Below are 16,998 nucleotides of genomic sequence, written 5' to 3'. Positions count from 1 at the left end.
TCAGGGGACAGATCAGGCCGCCGAGCAGCGCGACGGGGCCCGGCAACCGCCACAGGTTGCCGGGCCTTCCGTGCATTCGTCAGTCAACGAGGTAGTGGGCTTCGATGTAAGCGACGGTGGAGTCATACGGCTCCCCCACCGGCTTCAACGCATATCTGCGGAAGACCGCAGCAGTGGCACGACGGACGCCTCGGTTGCGAGCGTCAGCGTTGTCCCATGCCCGGCCGAGGGTGCGGGTGACTACCTGGTCGATCTCCTCGGCCAAGTTCCGCTCCGTGATGGTGACACCGGCCGGTGCGTGGTCGTGAATGATCCGGGACAGGACACCTACGTGGTCGTCGTCCAGGACCACGACGGCTTCGTCGGGGTGCTTCTCGGCGTCCACGATGGCGCGGGCAACCCGGAGGGCTTCAGACAGGAAGTCCAGTGCATCTTGGGAGTTCTGAATGATCCGGTCCCGCAGCTGCCTGATCCGCTCCGCCAGGGCGGTGTACTTCGCGGACCCTGGTTCGACGCCCTTTTCGAGGGCGGCCTTGATGTGGTCCAGGATCTCCGCCGCGGACGGCGGCCTCTTGTCCTCGTCGTCGTCCTTGCCGGGCTTGAGGCGGACAAGAGCCAGGAGTTCCTTGAGGATGGCGATGCCCTGGGCGTCCAGGACGAGGGCTTCTTCCTGAGAGGCAGCCACGGAGAAGGAGTGGACGTGGGCGTTGATTATCTCCAGGACCATCGGCCCTAGTTCGGCCAGCCGTTCCTTCCTCTCCTCGTCGGAGGACTTCTTGAACAGGGTCGTGTACACGGACCCGAACAGCCCGAAGCCGTCCTGGTACTTGGTGATCCGCTTGTCGGTGTTGATGAGCGGGTACAGGCGGGCCAGGAGCCGGTAGTCCTTGCTGAACGCCTCGGCGGCAGCCGGGTTGCCGTCCAGGAAGAGGTTGATGGTTCGCACGGACTCGTATCCGTGGACGGTGAGGTCCAGGCCGTCAACGTCTGCGAGGAGGTCTTCGATGCGGGCGAAGGTAGTACGGAACTCGGCGACCAGTTCGGTCAGGTCAGTGACGAACCCGCCACCCTTGCCGGCCCCCTTCGCGGTGGGGTCGACCACGGCCCGCTGGACCTCCTCGGCCAGGCCGATGTAGTCCACGACCACGCCGTCGGTCTTCACGAACCCGGTCGGGGACACCCAGGTGCGGTTCGGGCGGGTGATCGTCTGGAACAGCGTGTGGGCCTTGAGCGGCTTATCCAGGTAGAGGACACCCTCGTTGGGAGCGTCGAACCCAGTCATCAGCTTCGCCGTCACCACCAGAAAACACAGCGGGTCGTCCGGGGTGAGGAACCGCCGCTTCTGCTTCTCCTCATCGACCTCCGAGAGCTGGAACGCCTTCATGGCACGGTCTTCGTCCTTGGAGTCCTTGACGTGGATGTTCACCTCGGCGGTGATCCGCTCGTGCTTCCCGACCTCGGCAAGTACCTGGGATGCCTCATAGCCAGCCAGCAACTCGTTGATCTTGTCCGTGTACGCCACGGCCAGCTCACGGTTGTATGCAACGACCTGGGCCTTGAGGCCGTTGCGGTAGGCGCTGGCCAGGTAATGGTCCACGATGTCCTGGCAGACCGCATGGATGCGGTTGGGATTGGCGAACACAGAGGTGAGGCGCCCGAACTTGCGGGACAGGGCCTCGCGGTCCGGGTCGTCGAGGTCGAATTCGTCGGCGAACTGGTCGAACTCGGCCTGCAACGCCTGATCGTCTATCTCGAAGGTGACCGGACGCGGGTCCAGCATGACCGGGACGGTCGCCTCGTCCAGCAGAGACCGAGACACCGAGTACCGGTGCAACACCCTGTCCGGGTCACTCTCTTCACCGAAGAGAGCGAAGGTATCGGTGGCAAGGTTCCTGACGGGGGTGCCGGTCATGCCGAAGAACTTCGCATTCGGCAACGCCGCGCGCATCTGCCCGGCGAGGGACTTCTCCTTGGCGGACTGGGTGCGGTGTGCCTCATCGACCAGCACGATGATGTTGTCCCGGGTCGACAGGCCCGTGCCGGCGTCGGCGAACTTGTGGACGGTGGTAGAGATGACGCCGCGCACGTCATCGGCCAGCAGGGAGCGCAACTGCTGGCTGGTGGCGGGCTTATGGAAGTAGGCGTGCCCCATCGCGGAAGTGAACACGCCAGAGGTCTGCCGGACAAGATCGGTCCGGTCCGAGAGCAGGATGATCGTGGGCGACTCGGTGCGAGTGTCGGTCAGCAGCAGCGAGGCGGCGAACACCATCAGCAGCGTCTTCCCAGACCCCTGGTGATGCCAGATCAGGCCCTTCGACCCGCCCTCCAGAACCCGCTCATGGATCAGGTGCGCGGCCTCCATCTGCGGGTAGCGGGGCAGGTACTTCATGTCCGCCCCATCCCCGGAGGTGTCGAAGAGGGCGAAGTTGGCGAGCATGTCCAGGATCGTGGACGGGGTGAGCAGCAACTCGACGGAGCGCCGCACGTCGGCCTGCCCGGACAGGTTCTCGTCGTCGGCGGTGGACCTGAACGGCTGCCACAGGTTCACGGGCGCGCCGGCGGCACCGAACCGCAGCTTCAGTCCGTCGGAAGCGACGGAGAAGACATTGGGGGTGAAGAACCACGGGTACTCGGTGGCGTACACGTCGTTGATCTCGCGGGCCGCGTCCGCCCAACCGGACTTCGCAGTGGGAGACTTCACCTCGACCACGACGAGAGGCAGCCCGTTGACCCAGTACACGAGGTCGAACCGGCGGGAGGTCTTGCCGGGGATGGTTATGGTCACCTCGTCCGACACGACCAGTGTGTTGGCCGTCGGGTGCTCGAAGTCGATGACCTTCAGGGCGTGCCAGACGCCGTCGGCGTCCCGGAACTCCTTGTGTCCGCGCAGCAGGTTCAGCACCAGCTCGTTGGCCCGCACCAGGCCACCGTCGACGGCGTTGACCGTAGCAACGATCTCCTCGACAACCACGTCCACGTCGAACCCGGCGATCAACCCGGGGTTTAACCGGACGATGGCGTCCCGCAGCTGGTCGACGATAACCGTCTGCGTCATCTCACGCGGCAACGATCTGCCCGCGGTGAAGCCCCAGCCCATCGGGAGAGACCACTGGATCATCAGGTTCTGGAACTCCCGCTCGCGAATGCCCTTCGCCACGGTTCAGACCTCCAACTCGGCGGACTCAATGTCGATAGTGCGGTCCAGTAGCCCCGACAGCAGCCTCGCCCGGACTTCACGGAGACGGGCGGCCTCTGCACGGATCGCAGCGGCCTGCCCTTCGATTGCGTCTAGGGCCTCCGCTGCCTCCTCCTGCTCAGGTCGGGACGGGATAGGAAGTGTCAACGACAGAAGCTGGTCGGGATTGAGGCGCTTACGGCGCTGCACGGTCCCGACGACCCGGCTCTGCATTTCAGCCCATAGTCGAGGTGTCCGGCAGACGTGCCTCATCCACGCTGGGGCGACGTCAGCGGAGAGAGTGAAGGTCGGGAACTCGTTGCTGGCCACGAAGCCGTCGAACTCGGCAGGAACCACGGAAATCGGCCCCTCCCAAGCAGTTAGCTTCCGCATCACCACCTGGTTCTCCCGAAGGACGTTCATCGCGGTGTACTCAGTATCAGCCCCGTCGAACGCATCTTTGTCAACAAGCCCCTTGCCAGCATTGAGCACTCCAGCGAGGCGATATGTCGTCCCTGATTCCATCGGGGTCCGCACAACGTCGAGGTGCATCACGTCTCCGAGAGACCGGGGCTCCGCCTCGTCCCCCGCGGCGGTGCGCCAGAGCAGAGGGGCAGCCGCCCGATACACACCCTCCAGAGCCCCTGCTTCGTCGTCGAGTGCGGCAATCTGGTCGTCGACCGCGCCGACAACTTCAACGATCCGCTCCTGCACCCGCTGAGGGGGCACTGGAATCTCGATCAGGCTCAGGCTCGCACCCGAGATCCGCACGACCTTCGTCTCGGATACGTACTTGATTTTCTGCGAATGGAAAAGGGATGAAGCGAAGAAATACGAGACGTACGCAGGATCGAATCCGTGGCGGAAGATGTAGCAGTCATCGTGAACCGCAACGTCGTCGTCGCCCAGCCATGCAACCGCCTTTCCGACGTCTTCAACGTTCTCGCTGGTCGCGGCGATGACTAGATCTCCGGGGTGGGCAAGGCGCATTCGCGCACGGAAATCCTCGGCCAGGAACGTGAGTGAATCCCTCGCGATAGCCCCAAAATCAGTGTGAATCTGCGCGTAGTGGATACAGCCAAGCCCGGATTCCAGGTAGTCGTTCTTCGTGAAACGACGACCGCGGACCAATTCTCCAACTTCGGCGAGCGCCTTCCGGTCCCACTCCGACTGCTCACTCATCAAAGCCCTCGATTCCGGCGGACGCGAGAACCGCGAGCATGCGCTGCTCGGCCTTCTGACGTTCGGCGCGAGCAATGTTGTAGGCGTCGATGAGGGTACCGAGGTCTTCCTGCTCGGCAGCGACATGTTTGATGTACCTGCCGATGTTCAGGTCGTACCCGTTCGCCGCGATCTCTGACAGTGGAGCGAATCGTGCGGCCAGGCCACCAGCACCATCGGGGTCTACTGGATTGCCGTCGGTATCGAAGGTGGAGTGGTAGGCGGCCAACACGTTGGCAATGTCAGACTCAGTGAGGATGTTTCGGTTAGTGGCCTTTGCGAAGCGCGTGGAGGCGTCGACGAACAACACGCCACCCTGCCGCTCTGGAGCCTTGGTACCGGGAGCACGGAAGACCAGGACGCAGGTCGGGATAGTGGTGTTGTAGAAGAGGTTGGACGGCAGCCCGATGACGGCTTCGAGGAGGTCGCCATCGAGGACACCTCGCCGGATGGCTCCTTCTTCGCCGCCGCGGAAGAGGACCCCGTGGGGTAGCACGACACCGGCGCGGCCCTTCTTCGGGGCCATGCTGGCGATCATGTGCTGCACGAACGCCCAGTCGGCTGACTTCGATGGCGCGGTGCCGCCGATGGCTCGGGGATCGCTGGTCCAGGGCTTCCACTTCAGGCTGTAGGGCGGGTTGGCAAGGATCACATCGAACTGCGCGACAGACCCGTCCAGCTTCTTGAAGCGCGGGTCCCTCAAGGTGTCGCCAACCTCGACCTTGAACTGGGTGAGGTTGTGCATGAAGAGGTTCATGCGGGCCACACCCGCGGTGTCCTGTACGGCCTCCTGCCCGTGCAGTTTGAGCGTGTAGCCACGCCCGCCGTGGGCCTTCAGGAGGTTCGCGGAGGCGATAAGCATGCCGCCCGACCCGCAGGTCGGGTCGTACACCGACTCGTGGCTCTTGGGGTCCAGGATCTCGACGATCAGCTCGACGACCTCGCGCGGGGTGAAGAACTGGCCGGCGCGGGTGCCGGACCCGTCGGAGAACCGCTTCAGCAGGTACTCGTACGCCCCACCGAGCACGTCGTGGGACATGTTGCCCTCGTGCATCTTCGGGGTGCGGTCCATCGCCTGCATGACCGCCGCCAACACCTCCCCCGGCAGTACCTCTTCGGAAGTCCAGGTCATAGACCCGAACAGGCGGGAGAACTTGTCAGGGTTGGCCGTCTCGATGGCCTGCAGGGAGGCGCGCACCCGCTGTCCGAGGCCGGGCTGAGTGATGGTGGCGAGGATGGACGACCATGAGGCACGGCGCTCATGGACGGTGCCGGGGTGGATGGACGGGATCTCGAACGACTGGTGGTCGCGGTACTCGATCTCGCGCGCTTCCTCGGCGGAGAGGTCGTCCCCCTCGTACTCCGCCAGGAACTCCTGGTGATGGTGCTCCCAGGTGTCCGAGAGGTACTTCCAGAACATCAGCGGGAAGACGACCGAGGCGTATTGCGCTTCGGGCATCGCCACGCGCAGTTCGTCGGCCGCATCCCACAACCGGCTCTCGATCTCCTGCTGGGTCACTGCCATCAGTCGGTGGTGTCCTTGCTCGTCAGTGGGTGGCGGCCCGAGGGCCGCCATGATCGTGTTGGCCGACCTATTCTCGCTCAGTCCCCCGCAGCAGAAGGGACTTGTGCGAACAACCTGCAGTCCGCCAACTTACGCGCCGCCACTGACAACGACGCGATGCACGTCGGACGTGGCACCCACGTCATGACCGCCTCGGCGGTGAATCGCAGCGCCATCCCGGCAGCAGCTGCGCGAAGCACGCCTGGTCGTCTCTACCGTCTACGCCGCAGGAACGCTGTGGGCTGGTGCTCCGTGGGCTGTCTCAGACAGGTGACCTAGCACCGCTCCGCCATCGTGAACGCGGCAATATAGCGGCGGATCTCCGGTTACCGAAACCGGGGATCCGCCGAATACTTGTAGCTCCACCGCCACCTCCTGACCGCCCGTCGAAAGGCAGCACTGCGACGATCCATAACGTCATCGCCACACGGCATCCGCCGCCGGTTCCTGCTCCATCACGCCGCGGTGAAGCTGAGTCGGAACAGCTCCTGGGCGCGCTCCAGGTCTCGCTCGGTGCGCAGCTGAACCTCCAAGTCTCCCGTGCCATGGTGGCCGAGTCCGGTCACGTCCCGGGTGAAGCCCGACACCAGGTCCACTGCTGTCGGATCCGCTTTCAGGTAGACCAGCACCTTGGCCTGCTGGGGCGGGATGAGACAGGCGAAGTTCCGCAGCCGCTGATAGGCGCGGTACTGCTTACGCTGCACCCGGGTGACGCCGTCGCCCAAGCCGACGAGCACCTCGTCGACCGCTGCTGCCAGCTCGGCCATCGCACCGCCCTGTTGCCGAGCTGGCCGTGTCCCGGGCGCGCTGCGGCGTACCCGCTTGGCCTCTGCCGAGTGCCCGGTGACCGAAGCCACGGTCTCAAGGCCGAAGTGGTCGCTGCCGAAGTACCGGTAGCGGACCAGGTCGATCGAGCGCCGGTGCTCGCGTACGGCGTGCGCGTCGTAGCGGGTGAAGTCGCCGGCCACGCAGATCAGCCGCGGTGCGCTCCACAGGATCTGGGACGCGGCCGTCGCCCCGAGCCGGTCGCGGACCAGACTCCGGAAGGATTCCTTGTGGCTCATCAGCCAGGCCATGTAGAAGAGGCCCTGGTTGATGACCCCGGCGTCCGTGCCGCGCTTGTACTCCACGATCACGGGCGCCCCGTTCTCGTCCAGCCCGAGCGAATCGATACGCCCGCCGTCAACGCAGTCGATCACGTACTCGCTCGCGAGGAACGCGACGCCCAGCATCGCCTCCATGTGCGCCTCGACGAGATCCTGCACATCCGCCTCGACAGCAGCAAGACGCGGCGTGACCTCAGTCACGCCGCTATTCGTCGTGTGGAACAGCTTCAGCCCCGACACCTTCCCCTCCTCGGCTAGGAGATCGACAACGTCGGGCGGGTGCAGATTTGTTTCCGAACGGGGGCCACGGAGCCGTGAAGAAACCGTGCAGACGGAGCATCTTCCTGCCCACCCGTCGCACCGGTCGCCGCGCTGTCCGAAACCCAGCACGGGCTTTCTCATCCCATCCCAGCACGATCCCAGCACGGTAGGGATGAGCAGGGGTGATGACAGGTGACGAGGGGTCAGCTATCCCAGCACCATCCCAGCACGGGAAAAAACTAAGGGCCCGACCCCGAAGAGCCGGACCCTCTCTGACCTGCATGTTTGCCAGATCAGCGACGTGGTGATATGTCAGCCGCTACACGTTGAAGCGGAACTCCACCACGTCCCCGTCCTGCATCACATACTCCTTGCCCTCCATCCGCGCCTTCCCCTTCGCGCGGGCCTCCGCCACCGATCCCGTCTCCACCAGGTCCTCGAAGGAGATGACCTCCGCCTTGATGAAGCCCTTCTGGAAGTCGGTGTGGATGACGCCGGCCGCCTCGGGGGCCGTGGCGCCCTTCTTGATGGTCCAGGCGCGGGATTCCTTGGGGCCGGCCGTGAGGTAGGTCTGGAGGCCGAGGGTGTTGAAGCCGACTCGGGCGAGCGTGGTGAGGCCGGGCTCCTCCGCGCCGACGGACTCCAGGAGTTCCATCGCGTCCTCCTCGTCGAGCTCGGCGAGGTCCGCCTCCAGCTTGGCGTTGAGGAAGATCGCCTCGGCCGGGGCGACCAGGGCGCGCTGCTCGGCCTTGAAGTCGTCGTCGACCAGTTCGTCCTCGTCGACGTTGAAGACGTAGAGGAAGGGCTTGGTGGTCAGGAGGTGCAGGTCGTGCAGGAGTTCCTCGTTGCCGGAGCCCTGGACGATGCCCGCGGAGAAGAGGGTGTCGCCCTTCTCCAGGATCTCCTTCGCCGCCTCGACCGCCGCGACCTTCGGGACGACGTCCTTCTTGATCCGCGACTCCTTCTGGAGGCGCGGCAGGACCTTCTCGATGGTCTGGAGGTCGGCGAGGATCAGCTCGGTGTTGATCGTCTCGATGTCGTCCTTCGGCGAGACCTTGCCGTCGACGTGCACGACGTTCTCGTCCTTGAAGGCGCGGATGACCTGGCAGATCGCGTCGGACTCACGGATGTTCGCCAGGAACTTGTTGCCCAGGCCCTCGCCCTCGGACGCGCCCTTCACGATGCCCGCGATGTCGACGAAGTCGACGGTCGCCGGGAGGATCCGCTGGGAGGAGAAGATCTCGGCCAACTTGGTCAGGCGCGCGTCCGGGACGCCCACCACCCCGACGTTCGGCTCGATCGTGGCGAACGGGTAGTTGGCCGCGAGCACGTCGTTCTTGGTCAGGGCGTTGAACAGGGTCGACTTGCCGACATTCGGCAGACCGACGATTCCGATCGTGAGCGACACGTTGCGACTTCCCGTAGTGAGAGGGCCAGGGGCCGGTGCCCGTACCGGGCGGGCCAGGGGGCCGGCGGGCCGACCGATCCCCCAGTTTACGGGCTGCCCGGCCCCGCCCCGCCGGACCTCTCGAACGCACGGCCAAGGTCTGCCCTCCGGCGTGTCTGAGGGCCGATTCGGCACATAAACCGACCTAAGTTGGTCGCGTGGAGCAACACAGGACGCGCCCCCCGCACAACGGCACGAGACGCAACCCCCCTCCGCTGCCCCCGCAGGCGGCCCGCGGCGGCGCACGCCCGGCGGCCAAACGCCCCGCGGCTCGTCCCGCGGGGGTACGGCAGCCGGGCCCGCCGCTGGTCGAGACGGTACGGCGGCTGCCGAACCCCCGGCTGACCGGTCTGGGCGGCGGCCTGTTCTGCGGGGCCGTGATGTTCGTCCTCGGCGGCCTGGACCAGCTGCTGTTCGGGGCCTCGCCGACGGTGTACGGCGTGCTGTTCCTGCCGGTGTGCGTGCTGACCGCGCTGTGGGTGCGCAAGGGCGACCTGGTGACCGCCCCCGTGGTCGTGCCGATCGCCTTCGCGGTGGGCCTGCTCCCCGTCGCCGACAGCGGCGGCGGGTTGGCGGGCCGCCTGATGGGCCTGGTGACGGCGCTGGCCACCCAGGCCGGCTGGCTCTACGGCGGCACCCTCGTCGCGGGTGTGATCGTGACCGTCCGGAAGATCGCCCTGATGCGCAAGCAGGTCGCGAGGCGCCGCCCACCGAGGGCCTGAACCGCCGGCCGGGGTGGCCCTTAGGCCGGCCCACCCTGGCCGGCGCTCCTAGCCGTCCTTCGCCGCCCGCATCGCCGCCCCCACGATCCCCGCGTTGTTCTGCAGCTGCGCCGGGACGATCTCCGCCTGGATGCCCTCGATGAAGTGCAGGAACTTCTCGGACTTACGGCTGACACCGCCGCCGATGATGAACAGCTCGGGCGAGAAGAGCATCTCGACGTGGGCGAGGTACTTCGTGACACGGCGGGCCCAGTGCTCCCAGGTCAGCTCGCCGTCGTCCTTGGCCTTGCTGGAGGCCCGCTTCTCCGCGTCGTGGCCCTGCAGCTCCAGGTGGCCCAGCTCGGTGTTGGGCACGAGCTCGCCGTCGGTGAAGAGCGCGCTGCCGATGCCGGTGCCGAAGGTCAGCAGGATGACCGTGCCCCGGCGGCCCCGGCCCGCGCCGAAGTTCATCTCGGCGACGCCCGCCGCGTCCGCGTCGTTGACCACCGTCGTCGGCAGGCCGCCCAGCCGCTCGGTGAACAACGCGCGCGCGTCCACGTCGACCCAGCCCTTGTCGACGTTGGCCGCCGTACGGATCGTGGATCCGCCGGTGACCACGCCCGGGAAGGTGAGCCCGACCGGGCCGGTCCAGCCGAAGTGCTCGACGACCTGTTTCACCCCGTCGGCCACGCCGTCGGGCGTCGCCGGGTGCGGAGTGAGCACCTTCAAGCGCTCCTCCGCGAGGTCGCCCCTGTCCAGGTCCACAGGGGCGCCCTTGATCCCGGACCCACCGATGTCCACACCGAAGATCTGCATGGCCCTACGTTACGACGGACGACTGACAGTCACTCGGCCGAGGCGGCCGTACGACCGGCGATCAGCGCGGCGGCCTCGTCGCGCAGATCGCGGCGGAGCTCCTTGGGCAGCGAGAAGGTGATGGACTCCTCGGCCGCCTTGACGATCTCCACGTCCTCGAAGCCGCGCTGCGACAGCCACTCCAGGACCTGCTCGACCAGGATCTCCGGCACGGAGGCACCGGAGGTGACGCCGACCGTGCTCACGCCCTCCAGCCAGGCCTCGTCGATCTCGTCGGCGAAGTCCACCAGGTAGGCGGCGCGCGCGCCGGCGAGCTTGGCGACCTCCACCAGGCGCACGGAGTTGGAGGAGTTCTTCGAGCCGACCACGACGACCAGGTCCGCCTCCTCACCCATCTGCTTCACGGCGAGCTGACGGTTCTGCGTGGCGTAGCAGATGTCGTCGCTGGGCGGGGAGATGAGCTGCGGGAACTTCTCCTTGAGGGCGTCGACGGTCTCCATGGTCTCGTCGACGGAGAGGGTGGTCTGCGAGAGCCAGACGATCTTCGACTCGTCGCGGACCTCGACCTTGGCGACGTCTTCCGGACCGTCGACGATCGTGATGTGGTCGGGAGCCTCACCGGAGGTGCCGATGACCTCCTCGTGGCCCTCGTGCCCGATCAGGAGGATGTCGTAGTCCTCCTTGGCGAAGCGGACGGCTTCCTTGTGGACCTTGGTGACCAGCGGGCAGGTGGCGTCGATGGTGGCGAGCTTCCCGCGCTCGGCCTCCTCGTGCACGACCGGGGCCACACCGTGGGCGGAGAACATCACGATGTTCCCCTCGGGGACCTCCTCCGTCCGCTCGACGAAGATGGCGCCCTTCTTCTCGAGGGTCTGCACGACGTACTTGTTGTGCACGATCTCGTGCCGGACATAGATCGGAGCCCCGTACTGCTCCAGGGCTTTCTCGACGGCGATCACGGCGCGGTCCACACCCGCGCAGTAGCCACGGGGAGCGGCGAGCAGGACACGGCGGCCAGGCGAAGCAGTCATGGATCCATCGTAGGGCCACGTTCGGCGGGTCAAAGATCGCGTCCATGGGGAGACATGCCCTGGAGTGGGAGGGGTGGGGAAGGACGCGACGGGCGAGGCACTGGCGGAGGCACGATGTCCGACACCGGCACGGCGACGCGGAGCACCGAAGAGAGCCACGACCTGCGGCGCAGCCTCGGCTTCCGGGATCTGGTGGTCTACGGGCTGCTTTTCGTCGCCCCTATGGCGCCGGTCGGCGTGTTCGGCACCCTGGACGCCAAGTCGCACGGGGCCGTAGCGCTCGTCTACGTCGTCGCCACGGTCGCGATGGCGTTCACCGCTTTCAGTTACGCCCAGATGGTGCGGGTGGTCCCCCAGGCGGGCTCGGTCTTCGCGTACGCGCGCGTGGCGCTCGGGAAGGAGGCGGGGTTCGTCGCCGGCTGGATGGCGATGCTGGACTACCTCCTCATCCCCGCGGTGGCGTACCTGTTCTCCGGCATCGCGATGAACTCCCTGGTCCCCGAGGTCTCGCGCTGGGTGTGGACGGCGCTCGCCGTGGTCGTCACGACGCTCCTGAACCTCTGGGGCGTACGGGCCGCGGCCCGCGTCGGCTTCCTGGTGCTGGCGATGGAGATCGTGGTGCTACTGGTCTTCGTCGTGTCGGCGGTGGTGGTGCTGGCCCGGGACGGGGCGACACGGGGCTGGCTGTCGCCCCTGTCGGGAGACGGCACCCAGGGCTCCTTCGCCCTCTCCGCGGTGATCGGCGCGGTGTCGGTCGCTGTCCTCTCCTACCTCGGCTTCGACGCGATCGCCACTTTCGCCGAGGAGGTCACCGGCGGGTCGGAGAAGGTCGCGCGGGCGGTGCTGTTCTGTCTCGCGCTGGCGGGTGTGCTGTTCGTGGCGCAGTCGTATCTGGTGGCGCTGCTGGAGCCGACGACGTCGGCGCGGCTGGCCGCGGATCCGGGAAAGCAGGGCTCGGCCTTCTACGACGCCGTGGAGACGTCCGTCGGTGGCTGGCTGCACGATCTGGTGGCCGTGAGCAAGGCGATCGGGGCGGCGTTCGCGGCGCTGGCCGGGCAGGCGGCTGCGGGGCGGCTGCTGTTCGCCATGGGGCGGGAGCGGCGGTTGCCTCGGGCGCTGGCGAAGACGGATGCCGGGGTGCCGCGGGTCGCGCTGCTGTGTGCGGCCGTGATCACGCTGGTGGCGGCGGTGTGGGCGGCCCGGCGGGACGACGGGATGGATCACCTGGTGTCGGTGGTCGACATCGGGGCGTTGACGGCGTTCACGCTGCTGCACGCGAGCGTGGTGGGCTGGTTCGCGGTGCGGCGGGCCGGGGGGCCGGTGGTGTGGTGGCGGCATGTGCTGGTGCCGGTGGTGGGGGCGGCGATCACGATCGCGGTGATCGTGGAGGCGTCGGGGGCGGCGCAGGTGGTGGGAGCGGTCTGGTTCGTGGTCGGGCTCGGGGTGTTGGTGGCGCAGCGCGGGCGTTGATCGCCCCCGCCGCCCTTACCCGTCCCATCCCTGGGGGCTGCGCCCCCAGACCCCCCGCTTCGGCCCTGAACGGGCCTCGTCCTCAAACGCCGGACGGGCTGGGATGCCGGCGTCTGCCCAAACCGCCGGACAGGCTGGGATGCCGGTGTCGGCCCAAGCCGCCGGACAGGCTGGATTGTCGGTGTCGGCCTATACGCTCGCGGCATGGCTCTCAACACCAGTGCCGAAACCGCCATCCCCGTCGGTGAGGTCTCGCGGCTCATCGGGGGGTGGATCGACCGGCTCGGGGCCGTGTGGGTCGAGGGGCAGATCACGCAGCTGTCGCGGCGGCCCGGTGCCGGGGTCGTTTTCCTCACCCTGCGCGACCCGTCGTACGACATCTCCGTCAGCGTCACCTGCTACCGCCAGGTCTTCGACTCCGTCGCCGATGTGGTGAGCGAGGGCGCCCGGGTCGTCGTACTCGCGAAGCCGGAGTGGTACGCGCCGCGGGGCCAGCTGTCGTTGCGGGCCGCCGAGATAAGGCCCGTGGGGGTGGGTGAACTGCTCGCCCGCCTTGAGCAGTTGAAGAAGTCGCTCGCCGCCGAGGGGCTGTTCGCGGCCGAGCGGAAGAAGCCGCTGCCCTTCCTGCCGCAGCTCATCGGGCTGGTCTGCGGCCGGGCCTCCGCCGCCGAGCGGGACGTCCTGGAGAACGCCCGGCACCGCTGGCCCGCCGTCCGTTTCGAGGTGCGCAACGTCGCAGTGCAGGGCGTGCACGCCGTCCCGCAGGTCGTGCAGGCCGTGAAGGAGCTCGACGAGCGGGGCGAGGTGGACGTGATCATCGTCGCCCGTGGGGGTGGCAGCGTGGAGGATCTGCTGCCCTTCTCCGACGAGCAGTTGGTGCGCGCTGTCGCCGAGTGTCGTACGCCCGTTGTCTCCGCCATTGGGCACGAACCCGACAACCCGCTCCTCGACTACGTCGCCGACCTGCGGGCCTCCACTCCGACCGACGCCGCCAAGAAGGTCGTACCGGATGTCGGTGAGGAGTACGAGCGGGTACGGCTGCTGCGCGACCGGGCGCGGCGGTGTGTGGAGGCGTTCGTGGAGCGGGAGGAGCGGGGGCTGGCGCATGCCCTCGCGCGGCCGTCGATAGAGGATCCGCACCGGATGATCGACGAGCGGGCGGACCATGTCGCCTCGCTGGTCGACCGTTCGCGGCGCACGCTGGGGCATCTCCTGGACCGGGCCGACTCCGAGCTGACGCACACGCACGCGCGCGTGGTGGCCCTCTCCCCCGCCGCAACCCTCAAGCGCGGGTACGCGGTGCTTCAGAAGGCGGACGGGCATGTGGTCCGGGATCCCGGCGAGGTGAGCGCCGAGGAGACGCTGCGGGCGCGGGTCTCCGAGGGCGAGTTCTCCGTACGAGTCGACGCATAGGGTGGGCGGATGACCAGCAAGGTGGCCGAAGAAGCGCTCGGGTACGAGCAGGCGCGGGACGAGTTGATCGAGGTCGTACGACGTCTCGAGGCGGGCGGTACGACGCTGGAGGAGTCCCTCGCGCTGTGGGAGCGCGGCGAGGAGCTGGCCAAGGTGTGCCGGCGCCGGCTGGACGGGGCGCGGGCGCGGCTGGACGCGGCGCTGGCGGAGGAGGAAGAGGCCGGGGAGCAGGAAGCCGGCGAGTAGTCGACCGACCGTTTGCTGTGAAGCGGATCACTACGCCCCGCTTTTTGTTGAACCTTGAACTTCTCTGGCGTACGGTCATGCCTGCAAGCCGAAACGGACCGCGGTCCGGTAATCCGGGCCAGGCTACACCCGAGGAAGTCCCCCGCATGTCTCTCGTTCTCGACCCCGCCGCCCAGGACCTGCTGTTCCGTGAGGCCCGCACCGCGAACACCTTCACCGACGAGCCGGTGACCGACGAGCAGGTACAGGCCATCTACGACCTGGTCAAGTACGGCCCGACCTCGATGAACCAGTCGCCGCTGCGCGTCACGCTGGTCCGCTCCGAGGAGGCCCGCGAGCGGCTCGTCGGCCTGATGTCCGAGGGCAACCAGAAGAAGACCGCCGCCGCCCCGCTGGTCGCGATCCTCTCCGCGGACAACGAGTTCCACGCCGAACTTCCGGCGCTCTTCCCGCACTTCCCGCAGGCCAAGGACCTCTTCTTCGGCGAGCGCTCGACCCGTGAGGGCAGCGCCGGCCTGAACGCCACGCTCCAGGCCGCCTACTTCATCATCGGCGTCCGCGCCGCCGGTCTCGCCGCCGGCCCGATGACCGGCCTCGACTTCGCGGGCGTCCAGAAGGAGTTCCTGGACGACGACCACACCCCGCTGATGGTCATCAACATCGGCAAGCCGGGCGAGGACGCCTGGTTCCCGCGCTCCCCGCGCCTGGAGTACGACCAGGTCGTCACCACGGTCTGAGCAGACCCCATGCGAGAGAGGCCCCCGGCAGCGCTGCCGGGGGCCTCTCTCGTACGCGGATGCGGTTCTACGACGTCTTCAGCGCCTGCGCCATCTCCGTCAGCTGCTTGAACGAGCCCGTCCCCGCGACGACGGTGGTCGAGCCCTTGGCGGGGAGCACGAGGGCGTCGTAGCGGCCGCCCGTGTAGTGCGTCCAGGTCTTGCCGTTGATCTCCTGGGTGGTCTTCGTCGCCGAAGCGCCCTGGCTGGCGTCGTCGATGAACTCCGCCGCCTTCTGAGTCGACTGCTCGATCTGCACGTACTGGTCGTCGGGGGTGTGGAAGCCCAGATGCCAGGCGTCGAAGTTCGCCCCGTCGAAGCGCACGGACGTCGCCTTCCAGGACTTGGCCAGCCCCTCGGGGGCGGCCACCGGGTACGCCGCGGCGCGGCGCGCCGTGAGGAGCTCCACCCGGTAGTCGACCCGCTTGATGTCCGGAGCGGAGTCGTCGTGCGGGATGAACACGTAGATGAGCGCCGCCGCGATCCCGATGATGCCCAGGGAGAGGATCATGTCCCGGGCCGTCTTCTGCCTGCCGTTCGAACCTGCCACGCCCTCTATCGTCGCAGGTGCCCGGTCCGCTCATCCGTGGGGTCCCCTGCTCATTTTGTCGGACTGACGATAGAGTCGAGGGTCGAACCCTCATCCGGCCGTCGTCGTATCAGAAAGGTGCGCCTCGATGACCGAGCATCATCACTTGCCGTCCGAACTCGAAGTCCCCAGCGAAGCCCCCGACCGTAACCTCGCCCTGGAACTCGTCCGGGTGACCGAAGCCGCCGCGATGGCCGCGGGCCGCTGGGTCGGGCGCGGCGACAAGAACGGCGCCGACGGTGTCGCGGTGCGCGCCATGCGGACCCTCGTCTCCACCGTGTCGATGAACGGCGTGGTCGTCATCGGCGAGGGCGAGAAGGACGAGGCCCCGATGCTCTTCAACGGGGAGCGGGTGGGTGACGGGACCGGGCCGGAGTGCGACATCGCCGTCGACCCGATCGACGGGACCACGCTGACGGCCAAGGGCATGCCGAACGCGATCTCCGTGCTGGCGGCCGCGGACCGGGGGTCGATGTTCGACCCGTCCGCCGTCTTCTACATGGACAAGCTGGTCACCGGGCCCGAGGCGGCGGACTTCGTCGACATCGACGCGCCGGTCTCGGTGAACATCCGGCGGGTCGCGAAGGCGAAGCGGTCCACGCCGGAGGACGTGACCGTGGTGATCCTCGACCGGCCGCGGCACGACGGCATCATCAAGGAGATCCGGGAGGCCGGGGCGCGGATCAAGCTGATCTCCGACGGTGACGTGGCGGGTTCCATCTACGCGCTGCGCGAGGGCACCGGTGTCGACATGCTGCTGGGCATCGGCGGTACGCCGGAGGGGATCATCTCGGCCTGTGCGGTGAAGTGCCTCGGTGGCACCATCCAGGGCAAGCTGTGGCCGAAGGACGACGAGGAGCGGGCGCGGGCGATCGACGCCGGGCACGACCTCGACCGGGTGCTGATGACCGACGACCTGGTCTCCGGGGAGAACGTCTTCTTCGTCGCGACCGGGATCACCGACGGTGAGCTGCTGCGGGGTGTGCGGTACCGGTCGGAGACGGCGACGACCGACTCGATCGTGATGCGGTCGAAGTCGGGGACGGTGCGGCGGATCGACTCGGAGCACCGGCTGAGCAAGCTGCGGGCCTACAGCGCGATCGACTTCGACCGGGCCAAGTAGCCCCGGACAGGTCTCCGCAGGAAGACAAGGGCGCCCCCGGTGCGGTGGGGGCGCCCTTT

Annotated in this window: 14 protein-coding genes; 6 read left to right on the top strand and 8 right to left on the bottom strand. The window is 67.5% G+C overall.

Going from position 1 to position 16,998, the window contains the following annotated elements; genetic code table 11:
- Positions 1–79 precede the first annotated feature (79 nt).
- From ACQEWB_RS30925 to ychF, 5 genes are all read right to left on the bottom strand, one after another.
- Positions 80–3,157 (bottom strand): type I restriction endonuclease subunit R, encoded by a 3,078-nt coding sequence (locus ACQEWB_RS30925; RefSeq protein WP_432836713.1) that lies wholly within the window; start codon positions 3,155–3,157, stop codon positions 80–82.
- 3 nt (positions 3,158–3,160) lie between these two features.
- The gene (locus tag ACQEWB_RS30920; RefSeq protein ID WP_432836711.1) at positions 3,161–4,357 is read right to left on the bottom strand and encodes a restriction endonuclease subunit S; all 1,197 of its coding nucleotides are present in this window, start codon (positions 4,355–4,357) and stop codon (positions 3,161–3,163) included.
- Positions 4,350–5,921 carry an N-6 DNA methylase gene (locus tag ACQEWB_RS30915; protein WP_432836709.1) on the bottom strand — a complete coding sequence of 524 codons (1,572 nt, stop codon included), beginning with the start codon at positions 5,919–5,921 and terminating at the stop codon, positions 4,350–4,352. The genes ACQEWB_RS30920 and ACQEWB_RS30915 overlap by 8 nt, the downstream gene beginning before the upstream one ends.
- A 494-nt stretch (positions 5,922–6,415) precedes the next feature.
- Positions 6,416–7,306 (bottom strand): transporter, encoded by an 891-nt coding sequence (locus tag ACQEWB_RS30910; protein WP_432836707.1) that lies wholly within the window; start codon positions 7,304–7,306, stop codon positions 6,416–6,418.
- A 340-nt stretch (positions 7,307–7,646) separates the two neighbouring features.
- Positions 7,647–8,735, bottom strand: a complete 1,089-nt coding sequence (gene ychF / locus ACQEWB_RS30905) for a redox-regulated ATPase YchF (RefSeq protein ID WP_432836705.1) — start codon at positions 8,733–8,735, stop codon at positions 7,647–7,649.
- A gap of 197 nt (positions 8,736–8,932) precedes the next feature.
- On the opposite strand from ychF, the gene ACQEWB_RS30900 reads away from it, so the two are divergent.
- Positions 8,933–9,496 carry a DUF6542 domain-containing protein gene (locus ACQEWB_RS30900; RefSeq protein WP_432836703.1) on the top strand — a complete coding sequence of 188 codons (564 nt, stop codon included), beginning with the start codon at positions 8,933–8,935 and terminating at the stop codon, positions 9,494–9,496.
- A 48-nt stretch (positions 9,497–9,544) separates the two neighbouring features.
- Here the strand turns inward: ACQEWB_RS30900 and ppgK are convergent, their stop codons facing one another.
- Positions 9,545–10,291, bottom strand: coding sequence for a polyphosphate--glucose phosphotransferase (ppgK, locus tag ACQEWB_RS30895; RefSeq protein WP_432836701.1), 747 nt, complete (start codon positions 10,289–10,291; stop codon positions 9,545–9,547).
- Positions 10,292–10,320: 29 nt separating this feature from the next.
- Positions 10,321–11,322 (bottom strand): 4-hydroxy-3-methylbut-2-enyl diphosphate reductase, encoded by a 1,002-nt coding sequence (locus tag ACQEWB_RS30890; protein ID WP_432836699.1) that lies wholly within the window; start codon positions 11,320–11,322, stop codon positions 10,321–10,323.
- 114 nt (positions 11,323–11,436) lie between these two features.
- On the opposite strand from ACQEWB_RS30890, the gene ACQEWB_RS30885 reads away from it, so the two are divergent.
- The 4 genes from ACQEWB_RS30885 to ACQEWB_RS30870 all read left to right on the top strand — a co-directional run bounded on the left by ACQEWB_RS30885 (position 11,437) and on the right by ACQEWB_RS30870 (position 15,188).
- A complete protein-coding gene (locus ACQEWB_RS30885; protein ID WP_432836697.1) occupies positions 11,437–12,792 on the top strand; it encodes an APC family permease in 1,356 nt (451 codons plus the stop codon).
- A gap of 204 nt (positions 12,793–12,996) precedes the next feature.
- On the top strand, positions 12,997–14,205 hold the full coding sequence (gene xseA, locus ACQEWB_RS30880) for an exodeoxyribonuclease VII large subunit (RefSeq protein ID WP_432836695.1): 1,209 nt from the start codon (positions 12,997–12,999) through the stop codon (positions 14,203–14,205).
- Between the two features lie 9 nt (positions 14,206–14,214).
- On the top strand, positions 14,215–14,451 hold the full coding sequence (locus tag ACQEWB_RS30875; protein ID WP_432836693.1) for an exodeoxyribonuclease VII small subunit: 237 nt from the start codon (positions 14,215–14,217) through the stop codon (positions 14,449–14,451).
- Between the two features lie 146 nt (positions 14,452–14,597).
- A complete protein-coding gene (locus ACQEWB_RS30870) occupies positions 14,598–15,188 on the top strand; it encodes a malonic semialdehyde reductase (protein ID WP_432836691.1) in 591 nt (196 codons plus the stop codon).
- A 67-nt stretch (positions 15,189–15,255) separates the two neighbouring features.
- Here the strand turns inward: ACQEWB_RS30870 and ACQEWB_RS30865 are convergent, their stop codons facing one another.
- Positions 15,256–15,777 carry a DUF4245 domain-containing protein gene (locus ACQEWB_RS30865; RefSeq protein WP_432836689.1) on the bottom strand — a complete coding sequence of 174 codons (522 nt, stop codon included), beginning with the start codon at positions 15,775–15,777 and terminating at the stop codon, positions 15,256–15,258.
- A gap of 127 nt (positions 15,778–15,904) precedes the next feature.
- On the opposite strand from ACQEWB_RS30865, the gene glpX reads away from it, so the two are divergent.
- Positions 15,905–16,939, top strand: a complete 1,035-nt coding sequence (gene glpX / locus ACQEWB_RS30860; RefSeq protein WP_432836687.1) for a class II fructose-bisphosphatase — start codon at positions 15,905–15,907, stop codon at positions 16,937–16,939.
- The last annotated feature ends 59 nt before the right edge of the window (positions 16,940–16,998 follow it).

Origin of the sequence: Streptomyces sp. CA-249302, from assembly GCF_050936785.1 — a bacterium.
GTDB lineage: Bacteria > Actinomycetota > Actinomycetes > Streptomycetales > Streptomycetaceae > Streptomyces.
The sequence above is the reverse complement of the archived record's forward strand: the minus strand, read 5'-3'. Positions and strand labels throughout refer to the sequence as shown.